This is a genomic window from Aerococcus agrisoli (assembly GCF_003797145.1).
Classification (GTDB): Bacteria; Bacillota; Bacilli; order Lactobacillales; family Aerococcaceae; genus Aerococcus; species Aerococcus agrisoli.
In genome coordinates this window covers 1-24,716 of record NZ_RKMG01000028.1, presented here as the reverse complement: position 1 = coordinate 24,716, position 24,716 = coordinate 1, and the positions used below count along the sequence as shown (strand labels likewise).

At 39.7% G+C, this 24,716-nt stretch carries 20 protein-coding genes and 1 other annotated feature; of the genes, 8 read left to right on the top strand and 12 right to left on the bottom strand.

Going from position 1 to position 24,716, the window contains the following annotated elements; all coding sequences use genetic code 11:
- Positions 1-56: 56 nt before the first annotated feature.
- Both pulA and EF384_RS07960 read right to left on the bottom strand, forming a co-directional pair.
- Positions 57-2,045, bottom strand: a complete 1,989-nt coding sequence (gene pulA / locus EF384_RS07965) for a type I pullulanase (RefSeq protein ID WP_123780951.1) — start codon at positions 2,043-2,045, stop codon at positions 57-59.
- A gap of 371 nt (positions 2,046-2,416) precedes the next feature.
- Entirely contained in the window at positions 2,417-3,661 is a 1,245-nt protein-coding gene (locus EF384_RS07960) for an SGNH/GDSL hydrolase family protein (protein ID WP_123780949.1), read from the bottom strand.
- A gap of 190 nt (positions 3,662-3,851) precedes the next feature.
- On the opposite strand from EF384_RS07960, the gene ntdP reads away from it, so the two are divergent.
- Positions 3,852-4,394 (top strand): nucleoside tri-diphosphate phosphatase, encoded by a 543-nt coding sequence (gene ntdP, locus EF384_RS07955; protein WP_094518982.1) that lies wholly within the window; start codon positions 3,852-3,854, stop codon positions 4,392-4,394.
- 104 nt (positions 4,395-4,498) lie between these two features.
- On the opposite strand, the gene mutY is transcribed toward ntdP, so the two are convergent.
- Both mutY and recX read right to left on the bottom strand, forming a co-directional pair.
- The gene (mutY, locus tag EF384_RS07950; RefSeq protein WP_123780947.1) at positions 4,499-5,725 is read right to left on the bottom strand and encodes an A/G-specific adenine glycosylase; all 1,227 of its coding nucleotides are present in this window, start codon (positions 5,723-5,725) and stop codon (positions 4,499-4,501) included.
- A 31-nt stretch (positions 5,726-5,756) separates the two neighbouring features.
- Complete coding sequence (gene recX, locus EF384_RS07945) at positions 5,757-6,869, bottom strand: recombination regulator RecX (protein ID WP_123780945.1); 1,113 nt, start codon at positions 6,867-6,869, stop codon at positions 5,757-5,759.
- Between the two features lie 182 nt (positions 6,870-7,051).
- Here recX and EF384_RS07940 point away from each other — a divergent pair, with 182 nt between their 5' ends.
- Together EF384_RS07940 and EF384_RS07935 are read left to right on the top strand one after the other, a co-directional pair.
- The gene (locus EF384_RS07940) at positions 7,052-7,252 is read left to right on the top strand and encodes a DUF1659 domain-containing protein (protein ID WP_123780943.1); all 201 of its coding nucleotides are present in this window, start codon (positions 7,052-7,054) and stop codon (positions 7,250-7,252) included.
- A 45-nt stretch (positions 7,253-7,297) separates the two neighbouring features.
- Positions 7,298-7,546, top strand: a complete 249-nt coding sequence (locus tag EF384_RS07935) for a DUF2922 domain-containing protein (protein WP_123780941.1) — start codon at positions 7,298-7,300, stop codon at positions 7,544-7,546.
- Between the two features lie 190 nt (positions 7,547-7,736).
- On the opposite strand, the gene EF384_RS07930 is transcribed toward EF384_RS07935, so the two are convergent.
- The 3 genes from EF384_RS07930 to galE all read right to left on the bottom strand — a co-directional run bounded on the left by EF384_RS07930 (position 7,737) and on the right by galE (position 10,161).
- Positions 7,737-7,991 (bottom strand): helix-turn-helix domain-containing protein, encoded by a 255-nt coding sequence (locus EF384_RS07930; RefSeq protein WP_094519052.1) that lies wholly within the window; start codon positions 7,989-7,991, stop codon positions 7,737-7,739.
- 168 nt (positions 7,992-8,159) lie between these two features.
- Positions 8,160-8,816, bottom strand: a complete 657-nt coding sequence (locus EF384_RS07925) for a LysM peptidoglycan-binding domain-containing protein (RefSeq protein ID WP_123780939.1) — start codon at positions 8,814-8,816, stop codon at positions 8,160-8,162.
- A 328-nt stretch (positions 8,817-9,144) separates the two neighbouring features.
- Positions 9,145-10,161, bottom strand: a complete 1,017-nt coding sequence (gene galE, locus EF384_RS07920; protein ID WP_123780937.1) for a UDP-glucose 4-epimerase GalE — start codon at positions 10,159-10,161, stop codon at positions 9,145-9,147.
- A 399-nt stretch (positions 10,162-10,560) separates the two neighbouring features.
- Between galE and EF384_RS07915 the strand changes: the two genes are divergently transcribed.
- The 3 genes from EF384_RS07915 (at position 10,561) to EF384_RS07905 (ending at position 14,621) form a co-directional block, all read left to right on the top strand.
- Positions 10,561-11,808, top strand: coding sequence for an MFS transporter (locus EF384_RS07915; RefSeq protein ID WP_158607419.1), 1,248 nt, complete (start codon positions 10,561-10,563; stop codon positions 11,806-11,808).
- Between the two features lie 153 nt (positions 11,809-11,961).
- Positions 11,962-12,831: a prephenate dehydrogenase gene (locus EF384_RS07910; RefSeq protein ID WP_123780933.1), complete on the top strand. Its 870-nt coding sequence runs from the start codon at positions 11,962-11,964 to the stop codon at positions 12,829-12,831.
- A gap of 140 nt (positions 12,832-12,971) precedes the next feature.
- A complete protein-coding gene (locus tag EF384_RS07905; protein ID WP_123780931.1) occupies positions 12,972-14,621 on the top strand; it encodes a peptide ABC transporter substrate-binding protein in 1,650 nt (549 codons plus the stop codon).
- Between the two features lie 715 nt (positions 14,622-15,336).
- Here EF384_RS07905 and EF384_RS07900 read toward each other — a convergent pair.
- The 4 genes from EF384_RS07900 to EF384_RS07885 form a co-directional block, all read right to left on the bottom strand.
- A complete protein-coding gene (locus tag EF384_RS07900; RefSeq protein WP_123780929.1) occupies positions 15,337-16,650 on the bottom strand; it encodes an LLM class flavin-dependent oxidoreductase in 1,314 nt (437 codons plus the stop codon).
- 67 nt (positions 16,651-16,717) lie between these two features.
- Positions 16,718-17,527, bottom strand: a complete 810-nt coding sequence (locus EF384_RS07895) for a transporter substrate-binding domain-containing protein (RefSeq protein WP_123780927.1) — start codon at positions 17,525-17,527, stop codon at positions 16,718-16,720.
- Between the two features lie 12 nt (positions 17,528-17,539).
- Entirely contained in the window at positions 17,540-18,211 is a 672-nt protein-coding gene (locus EF384_RS07890; RefSeq protein ID WP_123780925.1) for an amino acid ABC transporter permease, read from the bottom strand.
- Complete coding sequence (locus EF384_RS07885) at positions 18,208-18,963, bottom strand: amino acid ABC transporter ATP-binding protein (RefSeq protein ID WP_123780923.1); 756 nt, start codon at positions 18,961-18,963, stop codon at positions 18,208-18,210. The genes EF384_RS07890 and EF384_RS07885 overlap by 4 nt, the downstream gene beginning before the upstream one ends.
- Before the next feature lie 82 nt (positions 18,964-19,045).
- Positions 19,046-19,275 (bottom strand) — a binding site (T-box leader).
- A 558-nt stretch (positions 19,276-19,833) separates the two neighbouring features.
- Between EF384_RS07885 and EF384_RS07880 the strand changes: the two genes are divergently transcribed.
- Positions 19,834-21,345 carry an FAD/NAD(P)-binding protein gene (locus EF384_RS07880; protein ID WP_123780921.1) on the top strand — a complete coding sequence of 504 codons (1,512 nt, stop codon included), beginning with the start codon at positions 19,834-19,836 and terminating at the stop codon, positions 21,343-21,345.
- A 327-nt stretch (positions 21,346-21,672) separates the two neighbouring features.
- Here EF384_RS07880 and EF384_RS07875 read toward each other — a convergent pair whose 3' ends face one another.
- The gene (locus tag EF384_RS07875) at positions 21,673-23,061 is read right to left on the bottom strand and encodes an FAD-dependent oxidoreductase (protein WP_123780919.1); all 1,389 of its coding nucleotides are present in this window, start codon (positions 23,059-23,061) and stop codon (positions 21,673-21,675) included.
- Between the two features lie 217 nt (positions 23,062-23,278).
- Here EF384_RS07875 and EF384_RS07870 point away from each other — a divergent pair, with 217 nt between their 5' ends.
- Positions 23,279-24,325: an ornithine cyclodeaminase family protein gene (locus EF384_RS07870; protein ID WP_123780917.1), complete on the top strand. Its 1,047-nt coding sequence runs from the start codon at positions 23,279-23,281 to the stop codon at positions 24,323-24,325.
- Positions 24,326-24,716 lie beyond the last annotated feature (391 nt).

Here is a 24,716-nt window from a genome sequence, read left to right as displayed (position 1 = left end):
TCTACTTTAGAGGGAGCATATCAAATTTTCTCGGCTCCTTTTTTTATGACTAGTGTTTAGTGCACACGTTCTAAAATTAGTGTCGACAAGATTGGTACGGTTGTGTTACCGTTCCCTTGAACTAATGGCATAAATTCATCCACAACAATTTTATTATCACGTGCAAGCGTACGCCAGCCACCTTCTGGAATCCAAACTTCGACATCATTTAACTGCGCGTTGAAAATGATAATCAATTCTTGGTCAGCAGTATGGTAATGAACCCCAATAATTTGGTAGTCAGATTTGATAACCGTGACATTTTCCATGAAAGTTTGTTGATGTTTTTCTGTGAAAAATGGGTATTTCTTCCGAATCTTCAATAGCCCCTTGAAATAATCAACGGCATCGATATTCATTGCCATCAAATCCCAGTCAAGACTATTGATTTCGTCCCCTGCATTGTAGGAATCACGAACCCCATGTTTGGTACGGAAAAATTCTTGTCCACTATGGAAAAATGGCATACCCGCTGAAAAAGCGATGATGGCATTTCCTAACAGTTGGCGTCGTTTCCGTAAGTGCACAGATTCTTGTCCATGGGTCAAAGCGATTTTGTCACGTAGGGTGCGGTTGTCATGAACTTCGATATATTGCACAAGTTGTTGGGCTTGAATGATATTGGCATCTCGTTTGGACAAGTTGCCCCCACCCAAGAATGAGGCTAAGACAGCTTGTTCAGTCATGAATTTCCCGGTAATAAAGCCTGGGTCAGCCGCATCGCCGTAATCTGACCCACGAATGGCATCGCGTAATTGGTCATTAAAGTATGAAATTTTCGGTGTTTTGTAGGCATTACGTAGGATTGCCTTTTTATCATTGGCTAAAAGGGTATCTAAATCCCAACCTTCACCGTACATAAGGATAGAAGGATCGACTTTATCCAGTGCTTCGCGGATTAGATTCAAGGTTTCGATGTCATGTAAGCCCATTAGGTCAAAACGGAAACCATCGATATGGAATTCCTTAGCCCAATAGACAACTGATTCAATCATATAACGGCGGAACATCAAACGTGTTGAGTCAGTTTCATTCCCTACACCTGATCCATTCGATAATACCCCATTGCTATGGTATCTGAAGAAGTAGAAAGGTACCGTTAAATTCAAGGGATGACGTTCGTGTTCGTAAACATGGTTATAAACTACATCCATGACCACACGCAAACCTTTTTTGTGCAGAGCTTGAATCATTTGTCGCATTTCTTTCAAACGAGCGATTGGATCACGAGGCGCAGTTGAATAAGATCCCTCTGGCACATTATAATGCATCGGATCATAGCCCCAGTTGTAATTATCGGGTTGGTCATTTAATTCATCAACGGTTACGAAGTCAGCCATAGGCATCAATTGTAGATGGGTAATGCCTAAATCGGCTAAGTAGTCGAGTCCAGTTGGATAATCATTAGCAGTGCGGCTTCCTTCTTGCGTTAGACCAAGATATTTACCGCGCCACTCTTTATGTACACCCGAATTCATATTGGATGTTAAATCACGAACACTTGCTTCATAAATAATCGCATCACGAGCATTCGCAAACGGTGGGCGGACATCATTTTCCCAGTCATCCGGAATACCTTCGTCTAAATCCACAACAACCGAACGACCACCATTAACGGTTACGGCTTGCGCATATGGATCTTGGGTAATGGTCATTGTCGAGTCTGGGAAATAAATTCGATACATATACGGCGTATTTTTAAAGTCGCCCTCTAATCGAGCAAAATAAGTCCCTGTTTCACTTTCTTCGCGCATTTCATATACGTCATATTCATCCGAAACATCCGATTCATATAATAGTAGTTCTACATCAATTGCGGTTGGTGACCAGATACAAAATGATGTATGGTCTTGATGATAGCTACAACCTAAGAAGCCGTCAAAATAGTACTGCTTATCGAAAGCATCTGACGCCATGGTTTCGGCCATACGCAAACGAATTAATTCGGGATCCGCAGTTTCCACTAAGTCAAAAATCTCTTGGATAGTTGCAATTTCTTTTGCCATAATTGCCTCATTTCTATTTTAAATGTACTTGTTCATTATTGTTAAATTACGTGGGTTTGGGAAATCGAAAGATAGTTTATCCTTCGATCTTTGAGTGGTGGCCACCTTTTTAAATCTTAGCGGTTTTTGGCGCACTCTTAAATATGTTTCAAAAACCAGATTTGACTGCGTTTCAGGAAAATCCATAAGGCTTAAGTAATGCCTTATGTTCATTTCCTTCCAACGGTTCAAATCTAAGCGGTTTTTGGCGCATTCTTTTATACTCACCCCTATTCTAACTAGAAATTTTGCAAAAAACTAGAAAAACATCCAAAAAAGTGAAAACATTTTCATTCACTCTTTTGGATGTTCTTTTTATATTATTCGAATGTTTATTCTACAACACTTTCTTCAGATGTAGATGAACTTGCTTCTTCCTCTACAATCGTTTCCTCAGTTGTAGATGATTCTGGTTCTGGTGTGTAGCTATATTCAACTTCAGTTGATGATTCGTAGTAGTATGATTCAGCCGCTGCTGCTTCTTCAGCCGCGATTGATTCTGATTCTGCAATTGCTGCATTTTCAGCATCGATAGACGCTTGTTCTTCGGCTGCAATTGAAGCTGCTTCAGCTTCTGCATCTAATGAAGCTTGTTCTTCAGCTGCGATTGATTCTGATTCTGCATCTAGAGACGCTTGCTCTTCAGCTGCAATTGACTCTGATTCTGACTCTGCATCTAGGGCAGCTTGTAATTCTTGAACATCTTTATTTTCGCCGTTATAACCATTTGTTGCATCGATTGTTGCTTTTTCGATGTGACGTGTCACAACGTTTACTATTAAGTCGTTTGCATCATCACTAAAGCCGTCTTCAGTGTATGAATTTTCTAAAGTAACATCTTCAGATTTATCTCGATCTGAAGCGTATGCTGTATGAATATCAAAGAAGTTGTAGCCTAGGTCATTAATACCATCTTGGCTTGTTTGTCTATAGTCAGCGTAGTCATCATTTTCTTCTAATGCTTGGTCAAGTGGTGGATATGCTGCAAATACAATTAATGCACTTGGTAAATCCAAACGGACCAAATTATATAGCTCTTCCAAGTTAGCTTTATGATCTTCAGCAGAGATACCTGCGTTGAAGTCTTCTTCAACAAATGAAGGTAAGACGATCAATTGTGGATCCCCATCAGTAATACTGCCACTATATTGTGCAATAATATCTTCAGTCGTTAATCCAGTCCAGTCAACACTGTTTACAGTTGGTTCAGTTAAACCGAACTCTGTTAAACGAGTTTTGATTGTCTCTGTCCAAGCTTCTTGACCTGCTTGGTTACGTGCGAATGTAATTGTTGGGGTTTGTTCTTGATCTTGAACATAGAATAAATAACTTAAGGCAGTAGTCTCTGCGCGATTTTCATTGAAGGCAGCTACCAATGTTGCGGGGTCATAATCGACTGTGCTACTTGAGTTTGTATCAAAATTAACTGATACTGACGAAAACGTACTGGCTTGCTCTGCTAACATATCCTGTTGACGTGAGCGATAAACAAAATAACTACCTCCCACGAGTACCAGACTAATAACGATAAATACAATCGTTAAAAGCATTTGGTTTCGATTTGCTTTTCTATCCATGTATGGGCTCCTTTATAAACTTTTCTCAATGTTTATTCTATCATATAACAAATAACTACTAAACAAAAAGAAAACTTTTTCAAAAAACTTGTTAGATTGTTTCTATGGGCAATTTATCTACTTTTTCAAATAGCATTATGATATAATATTTATGTTTCAACCTAGCTAGGTGTAGAAAGTAGGTTTAGTGATGAAAAATCCCAAAGAAGGCGAATTCATCACAGTCAAAAGCTACAAACACGATGGGTCATTACATCGCACTTGGCGAGATTCTATGGTTTTAAAAACAAGTGATCAAAGTATCATTGCTTGCAATGACCATACTTTGGTAGTTGATTTTGATGGTAGACGTTGGGTTACCAGAGAGCCTGCCCTACTATATTTTCATAAACATTATTGGTTCAATATCATTACAATGATTCGCCCAAATGGTGTTTCTTACTATTGTAATTTAGCTTCGCCTTACGTTATGGATGATGAAGCCTTGAAATATATCGATTACGATTTAGATATCAAGATCTTTCCAGACGGTAAACGCAAACTATTAGATGTAGACGAATATAAAGACCATCGTCAATTGATGGAATATTCTGCAGATATTGATGCTATTTTAAAAGACAATGTACAAGAACTTGTGCGTTGGATTAACGAAGAAAAAGGTCCTTTTTCTAAAGAGTATGTGGATATATGGTATGAGCGGTATTGTCAACTCACTCAAAAACGTAAGAAATAAATCATAGTAGTGTCAAAGTCGTAGATAAAGACTGTGGTGACTATCAGTATAATAGTCCAAAAAAAAACAAGAGCCCGGGACATCCAGTCCTAGGCTCTTGTTTTTTATTTATCTTGCTTGTCGTAATCTTGATACGCTGACCAAATCTTCATTTGGACAGTTGGAAAAGCAAATTGCTCAAACTGATGTGGTGCTACCCAAGCATAATCAGCTTGGCCATCCGCAATCATTTGATTAATGTGTTTTTCATCTTGGCTAGTCACTTGTCCGTAATAAAGATGGATATGCCAAATCAAGTGGGTGAATATGTGCTTCACGTAGCCTATTTCTTTTTTCATCAAGACAGGTTGAATACCATAGTTTTCACTAACTTCAGCCACTAAGTATCCCGTCATTTCATCCGGCGTTTGCAATGCTTCATGCACCTCATTGACATCAATCAAGGGCACCGTCCACATATTTTTTAATAATTTATGTTGGGTACGTTTTTCAATCAGTACTTGCCCTTTAGCGTTTTTCAATATCAAAGCCTGATAATAAACCGGTTTGGCCTTGGCTTTCTTACTTTTCACCGGATAGTCATCCGTAGTCCCTGTCAATGTTGCTAACGTAAAATCACGCAAGGGACTCAATTCAGGCATGGCTTGTTTAGGTGTTTCATACGAAGAACCCAAATCCATAATGGCTTGATTAAAATCACCCGGACGTTCTGGGTCCACTAGATATTGACCAATCGCTTCAAATATTTTCCGATTAGCCGGTTTTTGAATATCCGCATTGATCATAAATAAGCGTGAAAAAACACGCATGGCATTACCATCAATCGCTGGAACAGGAATACCAAAGGCAATCGAGGCAATGGCACCTGCTGTATAAGGACCAATCCCCTTCAATTTTTTGATATCTGCTAATTGATCTGGAAATACCCCATCATAATCCGTCATGATTTGTTGGGCAGCAGTTTGCATGTTGCGGACACGTGAGTAATAGCCCAAGCCTTCCCACACTTTTAATAACTGATCTTCCTCAGCTTCAGCCAAGTCTTTGATAGTTGGGAAAGCTGCCAAGAATCTGGCAAAATAACCGATGACTGTTTGTACCCGCGTTTGTTGTAACATAATTTCTGAAATCCAAATGCGGTATGGGTCCTTGGATTCGCGCCAAGGTAGTCGCCTACTTTCTGCATCGTACCAATCTAAGAAGACTTTAAGAAAAGCCTTATTGGTTTCGGGTCCCCATACTTTGACCCCTTCTATTTCTGGTCCTAAATCTACTATAGCTGACTTACCTACAAAGGCTGCTATATCAATATCTTGATTTACTGCCGTCAAAAAATAGCCTCCTTCATACATACATTACTTGTTAATAATCATTTTCCTCAAATGTTTCAATCGCTTGGTTAATTAATTCAGAGCTATAGCCCTTGTTATAAAGCATGCCCTTCACTTTAAAAGTACGGTCTTTATCTTTTAGCTTTTGATAACGACGCATATATTTTTCCAAATCTTTCAGCAAAACAGCCATTTCTTGGTCTTCATCTTCATTATCTTCAGATAGTTGACGCATCAATTCTTGAATTAAATCTGAATCATATCCTTTTTGCACAAGATATTGTTTTGTTTTTTGAATCGCATTACGGTGAGAAGCTTTCCGTAATTGTTTTTGGAAGTACTTTTCAGCAATATCTAAGGCATTTTCATGCATAACATCTTGGTCATATTCAGCGATTGATTGACTAATTTCTTCATCATTCAAACCCTTATTTTTCAGTTCGCGTTCGATCATTTTTGGCCCCTTTTTATTGATATTCATAGCTGTTCTGGTATAGGACTGGCCATAAACTGTGTCGTCGATGAGTTCGACTGCTTGTAGTTTTTCAATTGCCGTTTCAATAACTGCTGGTTCAATATCTTCGTCTTTTAGCTTATCTCGTACCTCTTTTTCAGACCGAAGTTGGTGGCTTAAAAAGCGCACTGCTAGTTGATACGCATAATCAGCTTTATCCACTTCCTTTAGGTCTTTCACGAAATCAGTATCCAACTCTTGACCTTTATGTAAAGCAAATTTCACCAAGGTATTTTCACTAATCCCAAAAGCAAATTGACCATTTAAATAGATATTGAATCGTTTTTTATTCTTTTTCTGCACTTCGATGAGGGTAATGGTCCCTGATTGGATATTCGCATCCACCTCAGCTTGGCGCTCTTGATCAAGGGTATCAGGTGCCTCAAAATCCAGGTCATTCGTAGGTTTTTGTGCCCGTAATTGTTGCGCTTTAGCCAGCAAATCTTGTGCTGGATTGGGGCTATCTTCGGCTTGGATTACTTGTTTTGGTCGTGGTTTTGGCCGCGTTTGATAGTTCTTTTCAGGGGCTGCAGGAGTTGGACGGTCCTGAGTCGCGCGTGGTTTGGCCGGACTCGGTTTGCTAGTCCCGATTTCTGATAATTTCATTGGCCCTCTTTTTTTCTCAGGCATAAGTAACCTCCTTTTTGGGTCGTGTGAAAATGATTGCTGCACGTTTTGCTTAGTTTCATTCTAGCATAGTATGTTTTTTGACAAAATTTTGCGGATACTGCTTGTCATTTTTCGTAGGTCTTTCGTTCTTATTAGTGTAAGTCATCCGGATGCTTACAAGAAAATAATTGGAGGGCAACATCATGAAAAATTTTGAATCTGCGAAACTTGAATTAACGTATACAAATCCTGAAACCAACAAGGAAACACGCATCACTTTGAATGGTTTGGTTGAAAATGCGGACACGGCTTTATTGAATAATTTAGCTGCCGCTGTATCAAACTTAGTGGAAGATCCGTTTACGGACGCGGTAGCGATTGAACGTTACGCGATTTCTGCCTAAGTTGTTGTTTAGTCGCTAAAGTCTTTATCTATAGGAGGTATGGTCATGTTTGAAGAAACAAATGTGTTCGAATTAAAATTTAAAACTGCTGATAATAAAAGTCGTACGGTAACGATTAAGAACCCTAAGGCGAATTTAGATGCTGCGAGTGTTGAGCAAGCACTGAATGCCTTAGTTGCAGCGAATGCTTTCATCAATGAAGAAGGCTACCAAATCTTTGCAACGCCGGTATCTGGTCGTTATGTAAACCGTCAAGTTCAAGAAATTTACACGACTGAAGAAGTCGCTGGCTAATTTTGTCAATGAACAAGCTGGAGGTTGGGATCATATGGTCCCAATCTTTTTTATTTTCATAGAAAAATGGTGATTTTGTACTCTATTTTGTATCCTATATAACAAAATAGTCGCATTCGTTTGTGGAACTTCAGGCCACAAACGAGTACGACTTTTTTAGTGTTTATTCAATTAATCAGCGATTTAAAAATTATAATTCTACTTTAACGATTAAGTTTCCACCAACAGCATCAACGATTTCTTGTAATGTTGCCAATGAGATGTTTTGTTGTCTTGATTCAACGCGTGAGATATAGCTTTGTTTGCGTCCAGAAATTTCAGCAAGACGTGCTTGAGAGATACCTCGTTTGCTTCTAATTTCTAGTAAGATTTCTGCTGCATTTTGTGTTGCTTTTTGACGTGCGACTTCTCTAGGCTGTGAGTTTGCAATTTTTAGTACTTCCATGATCAGCCCTCCTTACTTTCTTATATTATACTACAAATATTTGATATCAGTTATAAATCTGATTTATTGAAAATTCAACTTTATTAGAATACAACTATTTTCATATAAAAGCTAGTAAAAAAACTAGAAATGTAAATTTAATGTATATAATCTTTACATAAAATTTACTTATTGGACGCGAACTACCTCTCCAGGTGTTACAACGGCTTCTGTTTTACCGTTTAAAGAAAGGAATTCTTCAAGGGTTAAACCATTGTTAACTGCGATACGGTAAGCATTGTCACCTGATTGAACGGTATATGTACTGCCACCAGCTGCGACACTGGATGATTCTTCCGTGACACTGCTTGAGCTTGTTGCTGCACTTGAACTAGTAGTCGCTGATGATGAAGACGATGATGATGAGCCACTCACACTTGGTGCAGTGTAGCTTGGATCATTACTTCTTGATGCAGCTAGCTCAGAAGAAAAGGCTTCATATTCCTGTGTTAATGATGTTAAGTTTTCGCTAGACTCGCCATCTTTCGTTAAACTCACTGATTCATCGAGATTAACAGCGGACGATGATGATGAACTACTAGCATCCCCTAAGCTGACACCTTGTGCGCCTTCTGAGATACTTAAAGGTTCTGCTGAATATTGGCTAGATCCACTTAATGCTAGTGATGAAGCTTCAATACCTAATGGATTGTTTTCATCAGCCGAAGCACGCCATGGAATGATAATTAATAATAATGCAATTGAGAGAATACCAATGATTGTCCACTGTGTTGCTCGGGACTGTGATTGCCACTTCTCTATAAACTTACTAAGCCATGCTGGCATATCTTTTTCCCACCTTGTAAAAATAAATTGTGCACCGAAACAAGACATGCAAGTGCATTACATGACGCTGCTCAATACATGATTTGTAAGAATGGCCTTGATTAGCGCAGTTTCCCACAAGAACCCCCACCAATACAAACTATTCATGCCACATTATAGCACATCTTTTGAATAACCCTTGACTTATATATTACCCCAAGATTTCAATTTCATTACAGAATTTTGACGCCCTCAAATCGCCGAAAATTCCCCCTAACCAAAAGGACTAGTACAAATATTGTACTAGTCCTAGAATTATATTTTTAAGTTATATTGTTTTGACGAAATCCTAGGCTTCAGCATAACCGTTTGGATTTTTAGATTGCCAGTTCCAAGAGTCACGGCACATATCCGCTAAGTCTTTTTCTGCTGTCCAGTTTAACAATTCTTTGGCATATGATGCATCAGCGTAGTTGGCAGCCACGTCACCAGGACGACGGTCAACTAATTCGTTAGGTACTTCCACGCCATTTTGTTCAACAAATGTGTTTACTAAGTCTAAAACTGAGTAGCCAATACCGGTACCCAAGTTAACTGTTTCAACACCTTCATGTTTCAAGGCATGATCAATGGCAACAACGTGACCTTTCGCAAGGTCAACAACGTGGATATAGTCACGTACACCTGTACCATCATGTGTTGGGTAGTCGCTACCGAATACGGATAGGTGGTCACGTTTACCAATTGCAACTTGTGTAATGTATGGCATCAAGTTGTTTGGAATATCTGTTGGGTCTTCCCCGATTAAACCAGATTCGTGTGCCCCAATTGGGTTGAAGTAACGTAAGATCATGATTGACCATGTCTCATCTGCAACAGACAAGTCGCGTAAGATTTGCTCATTCATGACTTTAGTGTAGCCGTAGGGGTTGATTGCGCTAGTAGGTAAGTTTTCAGTTAATGGTGATACGTTATCTACCCCATATACTGTCGCACTTGATGAGAAGACGATTTTTTTCACATCAAAGTCTTTCATCACTTCTAACACTGCTAGTAAGCCACCTAGGTTGTTATGGTAGTATTTCAAAGGTTTGGCTACTGATTCACCAACAGCTTTGAAGGCTGCAAAATGAATAACCGCTTCGATTTCTTCTGCTTGGAAGATTTTGGTTAGTGCGTCTTTATCTAATACGTTTGCTTCGTAGAAACGTGGACGTACACCTGAAATTTCTTCGATTCGATCTAGTACGACTGGTTTACTGTTTGAGTAGTCATCGACGATTACTACGTCGTAACCTGCTTGGATTAATTCAATTGTTGTGTGTGAACCGATATAACCGGCACCACCTGTAACTAAAATAGCCATGATTTCACTCCTTAATGGTCTGGGATTCTGTTGACGATTTTTAACATTCGCCAATTCATGTAAATCTTGTTCTTATTCATATTGTAGCATAGTGCAATCGCTGAGTATTTAAACATTCTACTAAAATTTTGGTAAAAGAACATCCTTGTATAAAAGTGGTATGTGCGGGTGCATAAGATGATATATTTTTTGCAATAAATGCAATCTTAAAACTGAAAACGTTATTATGAATTTCAGAGATATTTCTAACTTGAAATAATTTCTGAATCCTTATATAATCATAGTGATTTACAATTATTCTATGTCTATATCTGTCTATTGCATGTATTTATTCCCTTAATTTCTTCAGATGTAGGTATAACGAAAATTTGTTAAAAAATGCATTCTAGGAGGAACAACATGAAAAGTAAAGAATCGTTCTACGGTTGGCGTATCGTGATTGGTGCCGTATTGGTACTTGCTGTAACAGGCCCAGCCGGTGTATCTATCGCAAACATCTATCAAGGTTCAGTAACTGAAGCTTTAGGTATTTCTAATGCCCAATTTTCAATTTCTAACACCTTGATTTTAAGTGTTTCTGTATTATTTGGTTCATGGATTTCTGGCTTATTAGCCAAAAATTTCACGAAGGTCTTTATGATTGCTTCATTGGTATATGGATTAGCTTATATGGCTTTTGGTTTAGTGAATAATACTTTCTTATTTTATCTATTATCCATCCTTGTAGGTTTTGGTTTCCTTTCAACTTCTGCAATGGCCATGTCTATCTTAATTTCAAATTGGTTTGTGGAAAAACGCGGTCTCGCTTTATCTATCGCCCTTTCTGGTATTGGTATTGGTGGTATTATCTGGAGCCCTATCGTTACCAACTTAATCAATAGTATCGGTTGGCGTGCATCATACATGACATACGGTGCCATCATGATTGCCGTTACCTTATTAGTCGGTAAATTTATCTTCGTAGCAAAACCTGAAGATATGGGCCTTGAAGCTTTGGGTGCAAATACAGCAAACCAAACTTCTGCAACAAGCCAAAAAGAAAACTTGCGCGTGCCATTCAACTTGAAAGAATCTGTACGTAAACCATTCTTCATCTTGCTATTATTAGGTGCCGTTTTCGTTGGTCTATCAAATAATGGTGGTTTAGGTCAATTCCCTCCATACATGCAAAGTATCCACGGTGCACAATTAGGTGCCTTGATCATCTCCGTTTACTCTGCAGTTGGTATCTTGGGTAAACTATTGTTAGGTTCTATCGCTGATAAATTTGGTGTCGTTGTTGCAACAATTTGGACTTCCGTTGCCCTTGCCCTAACTTATTTCTTAGCAGCAACAACAACGTCTTATGGTTTCGCCATTTTACTAGCAGTGCTATTCGGTCTTGGTAATGCCAATGGTACCGTTCTAGCACCACTTGTTGTATCAGCAATCTATCCAACAAAATCTTATGCGCAAGTATACGGTTTAGTGAACCAATTCCTATTCTTAGGTATGATGTTCGGTTCATTGATTGCCGCTTCAATCGCTGATGCTGCCTCATACACAACCGCTTGGTACGTATTCGCAGTGATCTCATTATTAATTATCGTCTTCTGGGCTGGATCTTACTTCTTAGCGAAAAAAGATTTCAAACCGGTTGAAAAATAAGCATATACACAAAGCATCCACTGACCAAATTTATGGTCGGTGGGTGTTTTTTTAACCACTAGTAATATTTTTAGCCGACTAAGCTACAATTCATAAGGCTTACATGGTATCATTAAGGAATAAAAATATGAGAAAACAGTTAGGAGTATCATGATGAAAATTTCTATAGTAGGTTTAGGTGTAATTGGTGGTTCGTTTGCAGAGGCTTTAAAAACTGCAGGTTATGAAGACGTCTATGGCATCGACAATGACCAAGCAACCCTAGATACCGCTGTGGAAATGGGCATTATCAAAGCTGGTTACATTGATGGAAAAGATATTTTACCTGAAACAGACTTAACTATCATGGCCTTGTACCCTAAGACAGCAGTTCGTTTTACCCAAGCAAACCATGACTACTTTAAAACAGGTGCCATCTTAATGGATACCACTGGGATTAAGGAAAAATTCATTGCCGACATGGCAGAAGTGGTACCGGATAATATCGAAGTTGTCTACACCCACCCTATGGCCGGTCGTGAAAACCGTGGGATTGCATACGCGCAAGGGTCCGTCTTCCAAGGTGCCAACTTCCTTTTAATTCCAACTGATATGAACAATGAAGATAGCTTAGTATTTATTGAAGACTTAGCCAATGAACTTGGTTTTGGGAAAATTAATCGTGTGTCTGCAGCCTTCCACGATCAAATGATTTCATTCACTTCACAATTGCCCCATGCGATTGCCATTTCATTGATGAACTCAGATCACGAAAAACGTGAAACAGGTAAATTTACCGGTGACTCATACCCTGAATTAACCCGTATTGCTAAAATCAATGAAGACTTATGGAGCGAATTATTCATCGATAACAAGAAATACTTACTCCAATCCATCAAAGATTTTGAAAATCAATTGGATTTGGTGAAAAAAGCCATCCGCGATGAAGATAGCGATACCCTAAAAACCTTGTTCATCAAATCAACAACCAATCGCTTGAAATTGGAAGAACAAATGGACAAACGCAAAATCAAACGTAAATAATGATACATACAAAACGATAACGCAAAGCAATCACGCGTTATCGTTTTTTTGTTTCAGCAATCATGCAAATCAGCATGCTTTTTTTCATAAATAAGCTATAATGTGAATATTATTAGAATTTATAGAGAAGAGGTAGTTTTATGAAGAAAAGATTGGGATTACTAACGTTAACCACAGCCAGCCTATTAATTGCAGCTTGCGCCAACACCAGTACCGATGATGCTAGCCAAGCATCAGGCGATGATGTTGAAAAAAACATCCAGGTTACGGTCAATGGTGAACTTGCCTCACTAGACAGTGTATCTTCTACTGATACGCCAAGCCAAACAACAATTGCTAATGTAATGGAAGGTTTGTACCGTCCAGCAGACAATGGTTCGAACGAACTTGGGGTTGCTGCTGAAGAACCGACAATTTCTGAAGACGGATTAGTCTATACATTCAAAATTCGTGATGACGCCAACTGGTCCAATGGTGACCCAGTTACGGCAGAAGATTTCGTTTATACCTTTAAGAAAACTGTTAACCCAGATACTTTAGGTGGTAACGCCAACAAATTCTACATGATTAAAAATGCTCAAAGTATTGCCAATGGTGAAGGCGATGTCGATACTCTTGGTGTGAAAGCTATCGATGACAAAACCTTAGAAATCACGCTAGAACAAGCGACACCTTATTTCACTGACATTCTAGCAGCACCTTATTACCTACCTGAAAACCATACAGTAGCAACTGAACTTGGTAGCGAATATGGTACATCTGCAGAAAATACCGTGTACAACGGTCCATACGCAGTGACTGACTGGAATGCAACCGAAATTGAATGGACCACAACCAAAAATGAAGAATATTGGGATGTTGAAAATGTAGATATCGACCAAATCAAATGGGTAATGTCTAAAGAAAATTCAACAAACGTGAACCTATTTGAAGGTGGCGATCTACAATATACTGAAATCACAACACCTTATGTGCAACAATACGCTGATTCAGAATCATTGCATGTTGAACCGAAAGGTATGATTGGTTCCCTAGAATTTAACACGACACGTACACCAACTGACAATGTACATTTACACCGTGCTATCAGCCAAGCCTTTGACCGTCAAGCCTTCGTGGATGCTATTTTAGCAGACGGTTCAATCCCAGCTGGTGGATGGATTCCAGCTTCATTCGCGGCAAACCCTGAAACGGGTGAAGACTTCCGTGAAGAAAATGGTACGTTAACAACCTTCGATGTTGAAGCTGCCCAAGAAGAATGGGCCTTAGCACTAGAAGAATTAGGAACAGATACGCTAGAACTTGAGTTACTAACATCTGATACAGATACCTCAAAAGCTACATCAGAATTCTTACAAGCTGAATTACAAAAGAACTTACCTGGTTTAACGATTACCGTTCGTAACGTTCCTTTGAAATCACGTCAAGCAATCACAGCAACAAAAGACTTTGACATCGTATATGGAACTTACACACCATCATACGCTGACCCAACAGCCTTCCTTGATTACTTCATTACGGATTCACCATTATCTTCAGGTGACTTCACAGACCCAACCTATGATGCTTACATTGAAGCGGCGAAAACAACTGACGCCCTTGATCCAGCAGCACGTTGGGAAGATTTCCTAGCAGCAGAAAAATACCTAGTACAAGAAGCAGCGCCAGTTGTACCAATTTACCAAGGTGCATACGCTAGTCTAATTGATCCAAATCTAGAAAATGTCATCAACCAACCAAACGGTGTATCTCAATACTACCGTGCCGCAACATACGAAGTAACTGAATAAGAATAATTGATAGATAAGGAGAGACCAGGATAAAACCTGGTCTCTTTTTTTGTGGCATGATATGCGATGGATTATATTTATTCNGACCAGGATAAAACCTGGTCTCTTTTTTTGTGGCATGATATGCGATGGATTATATTTATTCAATATTAAATAAGCGAAAAATGGAAAGTTCAAGGGGTTCTGCTTTTAAAAATGAGAAAATTTGCGTCACACAGAAGGCTGAAGTATTCACTTTTTTGGAAGTAAATACTTCAAGGTGTTTTGGTGTTCTTTTTTTCTCATTTTGAACACTTCAAGAGGTTCAAGTTTCCATTTTTAGTTTTTATTAGTTGTGATTTATACAATGTTGCAGGAGCTAGCCTTTCACCGGATCTAAATGTAGGACGAGATGAATTGTATAAGCCTATGATGACTAATTTGATGCACAAAAAATCCCCAAAGCATCCGGCGTTGGCCTGTGTTTTGAGGATAATAGATAAATTCAATTTGTTGTTGATATTCCCTAGGGAAGGACTTTGATGATTTGAGATTGAGCGCCCGGTTTGAAGTTACGCTTATCTCTCATCCTGTTAAGTTGGGTTCGACACTCACATCCTATGAAGTTGAGTTCCAATAAGCAGACCCAACTCCACTTCAGACTATATTGCGCCACACTGCGTGCGTCACTGCTATAGTCTTCCAGTGTTCGGGTCTAAACGCTTATTGTCACATCCTACGCTTTATATTGGCTTTCTTTGTATGGTAAGCCTAGGTGGTCACGTAATGTTTCACCTTCGTATTCGTAAGTGTAGTAACCACGTTCTGCAATTTTAGATAATACGTTATCGAAGAAATTATCGTAGTCTTCACCGTAAACTGATTCAGTTAACATGAAACCATCAGCGGCGTCGTTTTCTAACCAAGTGATGATTTTTTCTACTAATTCATCGTATGTACCGTAGAAGCTTCCTTTAGGTGTTGCAGTTTCTAATGCTACTTCACGTAAAGTTAAGTTTTCTTCTTTCGCACGTTTCTTGATTGCGTCTGAAGTTGAACGGAATCCGTCTGAACCAACTTCACCTAATTCTGGGAATGGTGCATCCGCATCATATTGTTTGAAGTCGTGGTGGTCGAAGAAACGAGCTAAGTAGTCTAAAGCTTCATCTAATGAAATTAGGTTTTGTAATTTCTTGTAGTTTGCTTCTACTTCTTCTGGTGTAGCACCTGTGATTGGTTGTAATTGAGGTAAAATCACAACTTCTTCAGGGTTACGGCCGTTAGCAGCAACTTGATCTTTTACAGCTTTGTAGTATTCTTGTGCTTTTTCTAAAGTACCGGCTGCATTAAAAATAACTTCACCGTGTTTAGCCGCAAATTCGATACCTTTAGGGCTTGCACCAGCTTGGAAAATAACTGGTTGACCTTGAGGTGTACGTTGGATGTTTAATGGACCACGAGAATTGAAGAATTGACCTTTGTGGTTTAATACATGCACTTTAGATTTGTCATAGAATTGACCAGTTTCACGGTCACGTGTAAAGGCATCGTCATCAAATGAATCCCATAAACCTTTTGTTACTTCTAGGTATTCGTTAGCCATGTCGTAACGTAAGTCATGTTCTGGGTGGTTACCTTTATTGTAGTTACCTGCAGATCCTTGTAATGGTGAAGTTACTACGTTCCAACCTGCACGACCTTTAGAAATGATATCTAATGATGCAAATTGACGAGCCACATTATAAGGTTCTGAGTAAGTAGTTGATAAAGTACCAACCAAACCAATTTTAGATGTAATTGGTGCTAATGCAGAAAGTAAAGTTAATGGTTCAAAACGGTTTAAGAAATGAGGAATTGATTTTTCATCGATGTATAAACCATCGGCTACAAAGACGAAATCTACACCATTTGCTTCAGCTTTTTTTGTTAAATTTACATAATGATCAAAATCGATTGATGCATCCGGTGCCACATCTTCAGCTTTCCAAGAGTTCATGTGTGCGCCAGCTCCGAATAATAAGACACCTAATTTTAATTGTTTTTTAGTCATGGTTTATTTCCTCTCTTTTCTATTCTGCCTAGTGATAATGATTCATTTTTCCGAAATGCTGGGTAAATTACTCAGCGTTTTCGGTAGATTTAGTAACGTCTACACCAAAGTATTTATCAGAAATTTCTGCCAACGTGCCATCTGCTGATAATGATTCAATGGCTGCATTAAAGTCAGCAATGATTTGTTGATTTTCTTCAGTGTCCTTGAATGGGAAGCCAACTGGTTTTTCACCAAATTGTTCCTCAATCAAGCGCGCATCTAAACCTCTATTTTTAATTTGGGCTGCTAATTCTTCATAACCGTTAACGAAGCCCTTTGTTTTACCAGATTGAATATTGGCCATTGCAACTGCATTTGTTTCCACGAAGTCGATTGTGATGGCGTCATCTGGATTGTATTCCTTCAATACTTCTGCATAGTTTGAACCAACAACACCTGTTACTGATTCACCCTTTAAGTCTTCTAGCGTATTCGTTGTTGTATCGTCAGATGCAACGACAATACCTGTGTGTGCGTAGAAATAGTTTTCTGTATACGTATAAGATTCTCTTCGTTCTGGTGTATTGGCAAAGTTAACGGCTGTATCAGCTTTACCTGCTTGTAAATTTGCGACAACACCTGACCAGTCAGATAATTCCCATTCAAGTGTGTAACCTGCTTCAGCAGCTACTGCTTCAATTACTTCTACCGAGTAACCTTTTAATTCATCATCTTCCATATAGTGTTGTGGGTAACCATCCGGAGATGCTGCTACAACGATTACTTTATCGCCTTCAGCAGAATCGCCAGACGCTTCAGATGATGAAGTTGAGCCACACGCTGCTAATACCAAGGCTGATAGAATCCCTAATCCCAATGCTTTAAACTTTTTCATTCAATTGCTCCCTTATCTGGTATACGGTGCATTCGCCCGTTTTTCATACCAATTTTGTAGTAATGTATATAAAATTGTCAGTGCCCAATAAATCAGGGCTACGGCAAGATATGCTTCAAAGAATTTCAGCGAATTTGAAGCATACAGTTTTCCTTGAGCTAGTAATTCAACAACCCCGATTGTAAAGGCTAGTGATGAATTTTTCAGCAAACCAACGAAGGTGTTACCTGTACCTGGAATAGCGTTTCGTATGGCTTGAGGTAAAATAATACCCTTCAATGTTTGACGGTAATTTAAGCCAACTGAAATGGCTGCTTCAACTTGACCCTCATCAACAGATAGCAAGGCTGCACGGAATACTTCCGCTAAGTATGCTGCTGTATTTAAGGAGAAGGTCAAAATGGATGCTGATTCTGCGGACATATCAGTGAATATTGGTAACAATTGGGGTAAACCAAAGTAAATTAACAATAATTGCACGATTGCTGGCGTTCCTCTAAAGAAGGAAATTAAAACCTGAACAATTTGTGATAGCACCGGCACCTTATTCACTAAGACAACCGCGAAGATGGCACCAATGATAATGGCGAAGAACATCGATACGATGGTTAAGTACAAAGTCATCGGTAAATATTTCAATAGTTCAGGAAATAGTTCGATCATATACCCTAAATCAAATGTCATGCTAACTCACCTACATTCACTAAAGTTTTTTGTAAAAATTGTTTGGTACGTTCGTGTTGTGGGTGGTCTAAGACTTGTTCAGGTGTGCCCTCTTCAACGATATAACCATCTGACATGAAAATTACTTTGTCGGCCACATCTTTGGCAAACTGCATTTCATGAGTCACGATAATCATCGTTGCGTTTTCTTCACGTGCGATATCTGAAATAACTTTCAATACCTCACCGACCCACTCTGGATCTAGCGAAGAAGTTGGTTCATCGAACAAGATGACTTTTGGATTCACAGCAACCGCGCGGGCAATCCCCACACGCTGTTGTTGACCACCTGAAAGTGTAACGGGGTAAACATCCGCCTTACTTTCAAGTCCGACTTGCTTCAGCAAAGCCAAGCCTCTCTTTTTGGCATCTTCTTTGGAATAGCCTTTGGTCACTTCAAGTGAATAGGTAACATTTTCTAAAGCTGTTTTATTTTTAAACAAGTTATAGTGTTGGAACACCATAGATGTTTGTTTGCGCAGGTTGAGAATATCTTGCTTACTCGCTTTAGTAGTGTCGACAACTACCTCGTCAATTTGAATGTGTCCGCCATCTGGTTGCTCTAAGTAATTTAAGCAACGCAATAATGTGGATTTTCCGGATCCAGATGGTCCAATAATTGCGACCACTTCGCCTTCTTTCACATCAAAACTGATGTCTTTAAGGACTTGTGTCCCTGAAAATGCTTTTTGTAAGTTTCTTATTTCAATCATTATGCACCTCTAATCTTTTGATTCGCTTGACCTGGAATTTTGTAAAAGAAAAACCCCTTCCCAATAGAAAAAAATCCTATTAAGAAGGGGCGATAGGTCAATTATCGCGGTTCCACCCTTATTCAAACTACTCTCACAAGTAGTTTCTCAGTCAGTAATTTACTGACAAGGGATAACGGTCCGTCCGTTTATCCAGCTTTCACCAGATAAAAGCTCCGAGTGCATTCTTCGTTACGCATCAATGCTTGGTCTCATCTTTCCAAGCTTTCTGTAAATGATGCAGGTAACTACTCTTCTCATCAACGCTTTTGTTTATTTTAAAAAATTGCATGCAACTTTTTTGCTTGGACTAAATCTACCAAACATAACTAGCCTTGTTCAATTTTACTGCCTAGAAAAACAAAGGCGTTCTAGCCCAAATTGATATTCTTAGAAAATCACTCATTTATGAAAACCCTTGTATTCATTGGTTTTTCATAGTCCTCTCATGTATCGCTAATCGTCATGGGCTATCATGTCTGATAACAAAACGGGATTAATTTCATGTTAAAAATCCGTATAAATATACAAATATTGTATTTTAACCCCCATAAGTAATAAACGATAAAAGTTATAAAGCTTGATATTTCAACATTTTATATAGCTAGTCGGAAAAACTTGCCAGATTTTTAGGTTATCATTTGATTTTTCGCAAAATCAGGAAATCTCCATTTCGAATCGTCTATTATCGTTTTTATTGATAATGCTTGATTGAAAAATGGTCAAGCCTTCATCACCCTTTTTGATCAAGAGTCGTGTACAATCAGAATAATTGAAGTTGCTTGTGACAAAACACACGTAACCCGAATATATTTAAAGAGAGGTCCTATCATGCGAATAGCCATTGTTGGATTTGGGATTGCTGGCGCAAGCGTCCTAATACAATTAAGCAAACAGTATCAATTTAACCCAGACACCGACCGTGTTGACATCTATGAGAGTCGCCCCCGTTTAGGCGCCGGCATGCCCTATGCAGAGGACGACGACGCCATCGTGATTAATTCTTTTCCCAAATCACTAACACTGAACGATGACGATTCCGAAGATTTCATCAAGTGGATGAACGCGCATTACCCAGATTTCGATGTGGCCAATGAATTTGCGCCGCGTACGATTTATGGGGCTTATGTAAATGAACGTGTCACGCCTTATCTAGAACAAGATTATGTGCGGTTAATCCCGGCTAAGGTAGCGGATTTTCAAGTCGTCAACTCCCAAGGCCAAGCGATTTATCACCGCCCTTTGGCTAAGGATGCGGACCCTTTGCAATACCAAGTTTTTTCTGAAGCCCTTGGTTGGTCGAAAAATTACGATGCTGTCTTTTTCGCAGTCGGACACCCGCCATACAAGGATCCCTACAAATTGCAAGGAACCGGGAATTTCATTCACAACCCCTATCCGTTTAAAACTAAATTGGCGGACGTGGATAACTACAAGCGAATTGGTATCGTAGGTTCAGGTTTAACGACGATTGATTTGATTAACTTTTTTGTGAAACACGATTTATTACACGACCGAGTATTGAACGTTTACTTCCGTCACCAACCATTTCACGCGGTGATTCAACCGGAAACGACTGAAGAATTCCACTTCACCATCGATGATGATTGGATTGCGGCGCAACGGGTGCAACATAATGGTTCAGTGCCAATAGCTGTTGTGATTGATCAGGTGAAAAAAAATTTGCTTAAGAACGGTATTGACTATCATCATGTCTGGGACAATTTTAATACAGGTTCTGTTCAAACTGTCACTAAAGCGATTCGCCAAGATGATGAAGATTATCGCCGCTTCCAAGGCTTCTTCCGGTCATTTTATAGTGTGCAAAACAAGTTGATGGGTGTGTTAAATCAAGAAGACAAGGCTTACTACGCTAAGGATATGTCAGCAATTATGCTGATGATTTACTTACAAGTGCCTAAACAATCTATCAGCATGATTTTAGAATTGTTGCAAACTGGCCAATTGAAATTGATTAACGGTTTGACGGCTATCGAACCGCAAGCTGACGGTGATTACAAAGTTGTTGCGAATGGCATTCACCATCAATCGGACTTGTTGATTAACGCTACTGGTTTTGATGGACGCTTGAGTCATGTGCAAAAAACGAATACCCTACTTGGAAATCTATACCGCCGCAACTTGATTATTTCCGACCAAGCTGATCAAATCTTGGCCACTTATCCAAGTGCGCAACCCATGAATCCAAATTTCTACGTCTTGAATCGTGTCTACTTCCTAGGATACTGGATTAGCTCAACTCAAGGTGGGAATACTTCAGTTGCCCTAACTAAGAGCCAAGCCCGTGTTGCCGTGGCTGACTTTATCGCGCAAAGTGAATAACTGTTGCTTAAAAGGCTAGTATCATTGAATGATGCTAGCCTTTTTCGTATAGGTTTATTGTGCTTGTATTGAATGGGATTCCATTCCATAATTTTATGGGTGTTTTGTATGGAATGAGCTGCCATTCAATAATTTTCCGCCGATTTGTATCGAATGAAATGCCATTCAATAATTTTTTGCCGATTTGTATCGAATGAAATGCCATTCAATAATTTTTTGCCGGTTTGTATCGAATGAAATGCCATTCAATAATCGTATCCCTATTAACAAGCTGAAAAAGGACATGGCGCTCAAAATGAGTGCGCCATGTCCTTTCTGCATGTATGATTAAGCATCGATGCCAGCAAACAAGTCGTTTAAGGCTTCGGCTAGGGTTGGATGTGTGTAAATTTGGTCACGCAAAGCTGTATAAGGCAAGTGTGCATTCATCGCTACTGTAACGATGTTGATGATTTCGTGGGCACCTTCTCCAAATAAACGCACGCCAAGAATTTCCTTGGTATTGGCGTCGACTACTGCTTTAAAAATACCCGTTGTGCGTCCGATAACTTTGGCTTTAGGAATGCATGCTACCGCCAAGCTTGCAACCTTGACGTCGTAGCCCGCTTCTTTGGCTGCTGTTTCGGTCAAACCAACTGAAGCAAATGATGGCTCAATAAAGTTTGCGGTTGGTATGTGCGAACGTGTTTCTAGATTATATGAACCGTCACCGAAAATGAAGTTTTTCAAAATACGATTATCGTCTAATGAAACGTAGGTAAATTGAGGGCCACCTTTGACGTCTCCGACTGCGAAAATATGATCTTTTGAGGTTTGAAGGTGTTTATTCACCTTGATTTCACCACGTTCGTTGACTTCTACCCCGGCATTTTCCAACTTCAGGCTTGCTGTGTTCGCGTGACGACCAACAGAAACAAGGACGGCTTCGGATGTAATCGTGTCTGATTGGCCATCCTCTACTTGATAGGTTAAAATAGCATTTGCCCCGTCAACAGTGGCTGCAGTAGTTGATGCGTTGAAGATAAAGTGAATACCTTGAGCTTCCATGGCTTCAAGGACGACTTTCGCAACGTCGCGGTCCTCTTTTTTCAAAAAGCTAGAACGGTCGCTGTGGGCTAGAACGGTGACGTCGGCGCCAAATTGTTGGTACATGGAGGCGAATTCGAGACCGATGAAACCGTCGCCGATGATGGTTAGGCTTGCGGGATAGTTTTCTTGGTCCATCAAGCTTTCGGATGTGTAGTATGGTGCGCCAGCTGCAACTAAACCAGCTAAGCCGTCGATGTCGGATGGAATATTTGGACGGGCACCGGTGTTGATGATGATGCGGTCGCCTGAGATTTGGACTGTTTCGCCATTGTCAGCTTTGATTTCAACGGTATGGTCGTCAAGGAAATAGGCGGTTCCGTCGATGACTTGGCCTTTGTCTAGGTCAGCTACGTTATGGTAGTTGGCATTATTTAATTTGGCGATTAAGGCTTTTTTGTTTTGCACAGCTTCAGTATAGTAGGCACTATTATCCGCATCTTTGGGTTTACGTTCGGCTGCGGTGATCAAATTTTTGGATGGCAAGCAGGCCACGTTGATACACGTACCTCCGTACATTTTCGGTGATGCTTCAATTAAAGCGACTGTTTGCCCCTGTTTTGCGAAAAAACCAGCAATCGTTTTGCCGGCTTTACCGAACCCGATAATAATATTGTCAAATTGTTCCATCATGATGCTCCTTTTCTAAACATGTATTTTTTTACTCCTATTCATTGTATGCCCTCTCCTTCAAAAACTAAAGAAAAATGCCTTTATGGTGGGATTTCTAAGGAGGATATAATTTTACTTTTATGCGATAAGCCGTTAAAATAAGAGTGTATGCATTTTTAGGTGCAGCTTTTTTTGCCCTAAAACGTAAAACGTAAATAGAAAAAGGAGTGATCAAATGACATTATTATTGAATGTTAAAGATGTCCGGGAACTTATATCCATGGCAGACACCGTCAACATCGTGGATAGAACATACCGCAGTATGGGCGAAGGCAAAGTGATCAACCCCACTAAAGTCAGTTTAGATTTAGGTGAAACAGGTAATTATCCATATTACGAGGGTTATATGAACGCAATGCCAGCTTATATCGACTGGTTGAACATGGCCGGAATGAAGTGGATTGGTGGTTTTGACGGCGGACGTAACGCTGCCGGCTTACCATACATGACGGGGATGATTCTCTTGTTGGATCCGCACGTTGGCCGTTTCCTAAGCGCTATGGACGGTTCTTACATCACAAATCTGAGAACAGGGGCACAAACAGCCGTTGCCCTTTCATATTTCAAAAACTTAGGCGATTCGATTTCCGTTGGCTTATTTGGTGCCGGAACCCAAGCACGTACGCAGGTGCTTGCCATTACCAAACGCTTTAAAATCAACCGTCTAGTCGTATGGAATCACCGTCGTTCGACTGCTGAAGCCTTTAAAAAAGATGTCGAACATTTGGTGGATGGGGAAATTATTATCGTTGATAAACCTGAAGAAGCTACTGATAACGACGTCTTGATTACCGTTACAGGAGCCATCGAACCGTTTATCACTGGAGACATGATTAAACCAGGTACCATCATCATGCCAATGGGTTCACGTGGGGAAATCACCGACGATATTATCCTAAAAGCAAATCATATCTACGTCGACCACGTAGAACAAGCCTTACACCGCGGTGCCTTGAAAAAGCTTAACGAAGAAGGCCAATTAACGCCCGATGATATCACCGCTGATTTTGGTGAATTAGCTACTGGTCAAAAAGAAGCCGTGCACGACAAAGAAAAAGACATTACTATTGTCATTCCAATCGGTATTGGCGCCCTTGACGTTGCTGTTGCTGGTCACGTTTATCACGGAGCCGTAGAAAAGGGCCTAGGTAGCCACTTCGATTTTGACCTATTATCAACACCTGAAGGCAAAGATTACATGGCACCAGACTTAGAAAAATAATTGTATTGTAAAAGGGGTTGGCCTATGCCAACCCCTTTCCTTATGTGTGTTTCCCATACAACTGTGCCCAAAACCTTTTTTAAATTTAGGGCGCTTTTTCTGTTCGTACAGAATGAGCTTTCATTCTGTACGACTTTTGGAATTTGTCCCGAGTGGATTTTTATTCTGTAATTTTTCGCCAATTTATCCCGATTAAATTTTCATTCTGTAAGACTTGTGGGACCTGTTCCGAATGAGATTTTATTGTGTAAGATTTTGAGAATTTGTCCCGAATCAGATGCTATTCTGAAATTCACTTTGAAAAGGCTTGGTCCAGGCCAACCCCTTTCCTTATCGATATGACCAAATCCATTAAAAAAGCGTTGGCTCTGTAGAGGCCCCCAAAAGTTAG